The organism is Bacillus sp. LR_5, assembly GCF_042709275.1.
This window is the reverse complement of record NZ_JAVAXX010000516.1, coordinates 1-2,345: the sequence shown is the minus strand read 5'-3', so window position 1 is coordinate 2,345 and position 2,345 is coordinate 1. Positions and strand designations below refer to the sequence as shown.

Genomic DNA, 2,345 nt, shown 5'->3' with positions numbered 1-2,345 from the left:
GAACGCCTCGTTATATGGAATTTCCCGTGACATACGAAGTATATCATGTGGAATCCGGCGATACATTATGGACGATTGCCAAATCCTTTAAAATTCCGGTACAACAACTTATGAATCTTAATAAGCTTTCTTCAGATAGAATTTATCCTGGACAAATTATAAAGATAAGAGAAAGGTAATCTTTGAGGTTTCGGAAACGAATCAAATTGAAATGACAATCCTCATTTTTTTATTTGTGGGGAACTTGATATTTTTGGGGATGAAGGGGTTATGAGATGTTTCAAATGAGCTATTTCTATTCTGGATTAGGATGGGATTTTATTCAACACGTTGATCAAACGAACGGAGTATTAAATGTTGTGTCTCCTGATTTTTTCTATATCAAAAAAGATGGATCATTACTTCTCCGTTCAGCTAATCCCGATGTGATTAAAGCTCTTCATAGAAGAAAATTAAAAGTAGTTCCTTTTCTAAGCAATCATTGGGATCAGGATTTGGGACGATTTGCATTAATGAACCGAGTTCTTTTAGCTAAACAAATTTCTCATGCAATAGAAGAACTGGATTTGGACGGAGTTAATATCGATATAGAAAACCTTACAGAAAAAGATCGGAATCTATTTACAGATTTTATTAGATTAGTAAGGAAAAGTATTCCTAAACATAAAGAAGTATCAGTTGCAGTGGCGGCAAATCCTTTTGGCTGGACGAAGGGCTGGCACGGATCATATGATTACGAGTATTTAGCTAAATATGCAGATTATCTTATGGTTATGGCCTATGATGAAAGCCGCCTTGCTGGGCCTACCGCAAGTGTAGGATGGGTGGAAAAGTCCATTCAATATGTTCTGACCCAAAAAATCTCTCCTCAAAAACTAGTTTTAGGATTGCCATTCTATGGCCGCTGCTGGATGGAAGGCCAATCTGCCTCTCAAGCCATTCCCCTTTACCTTGTTGACTCCTTAGTAAAAAGGCATAGCGGGACAATTATTTTTGACACCAAGAGTCAATCTCCAAAAGCTATTTTTACTGTCAATCACGATAACAAGGGGCCGTTGCCTTCGGGAACATATACATTATGGTTTGAAAATGAACAGTCACTCAGAGCAAAAATAAAACTCGCTCAAAAATATAATCTGAAAGGTCTTGGCAGCTGGAGTCTTGGACAAGAAGATGCGTCAGTCTGGAATACAGTGTTTAAAAATATATAATGATTTATAGTTCAGAACAAAATTCGAAGATAATTGCAATGAATCTCTAAATGGACATACTGAAAGGAGTTTATTACGAGTGCGGGTAAAACAGTGAGGGCATTCCATAGGCCCTTCTCCCGAAATGTTCTATACGAGGCATTACATTGGGCTTGAAATCTCCATTCAAACTTATGTTATAGTACGGCATTTCAAGTAATTACGGATGTGTTGAATTTATTCTGCTTCCATGATTTAATCATACACATGCTACTTGATAGCAGGGTTATCGCATTTCATTCAGAATTGTTCAGGATCGATGTGGAAGCGCACGACTAACTAGAACTTTAAAAGCATACACTCATATACTTCCTGAATGGATGCTGGTTTATCTAAAAAACATGATGAGAATTGATTGACCGCTCTCATTAAAGGATGGGGAAATTCAAGGCGCCAAGGTACGCATGGTGAAGCATGACTTGTTGATAATCGACCATATAGTTTCTCCTTAGAAATGAGGGGGTTTTTACATAAAAAAGACGAGCGAATCCGGGGGGAATTCCACTCGCCGCTTTCTAATGAAAAGACGGGATGCTGGATGGCAGCTCGTCTGTTTTATTATAATTTAACGAACGTATGTTTGTAAAGGTGTCTTTTCAAATGAATTGGTTCATATAACCATTAAGAACAGATTCATTGTAAACATTCGCTAAGGTATGCTAAGATGCATGGACTATAAAGGAGTGATATGAAGTGAAGACATTGCGGTTAAACAATGTAACGTTAGAAATGGCTGCATATCAAGAGGAGAGCGAGCCGAAGCGAAAAATTGCATTTACCTTAAACGTTACGAGTGAGACTTACCATGATATCGCTGTCCTGTTGTATGAAAAAACGTTTAATGTCGAGGTTCCGGAACGCGATCTTGCCTTCCGGGGGGAAATGACAAATTATTCAACATCATTGACCAACCTGTACGAACCGGGGGCCGTCAGCGAGTTCTATATAGAAATAACGGAAATAGACAAAAACGCCGATTCATGATCGGTGTTTTTTATGTAAAAAAGCTGCCGGCCGGCAGCTTTTGAGAAAGCGAATTTCATATGTAAGGTGTTAAATTGTCCGTCTTGCAGTTTTTGAATAAATGTGGAAATA

3 protein-coding genes are annotated in these 2,345 nt (G+C 38.2%); all 3 read left to right on the top strand.

Going from position 1 to position 2,345, the window contains the following annotated elements; genetic code table 11:
• The coding region (locus tag RAC86_RS37880; protein WP_377886877.1) for a LysM peptidoglycan-binding domain-containing protein at positions 1–179 on the top strand (179 nt) is incomplete at its 5' end.
• 96 nt (positions 180–275) lie between these two features.
• Positions 276–1,211 (top strand): glycosyl hydrolase family 18 protein, encoded by a 936-nt coding sequence (locus tag RAC86_RS37875; RefSeq protein ID WP_377886876.1) that lies wholly within the window; start codon positions 276–278, stop codon positions 1,209–1,211.
• A gap of 732 nt (positions 1,212–1,943) precedes the next feature.
• On the top strand, positions 1,944–2,234 hold the full coding sequence (locus RAC86_RS37870; protein WP_003245399.1) for a YkvR family protein: 291 nt from the start codon (positions 1,944–1,946) through the stop codon (positions 2,232–2,234).
• The last annotated feature ends 111 nt before the right edge of the window (positions 2,235–2,345 follow it).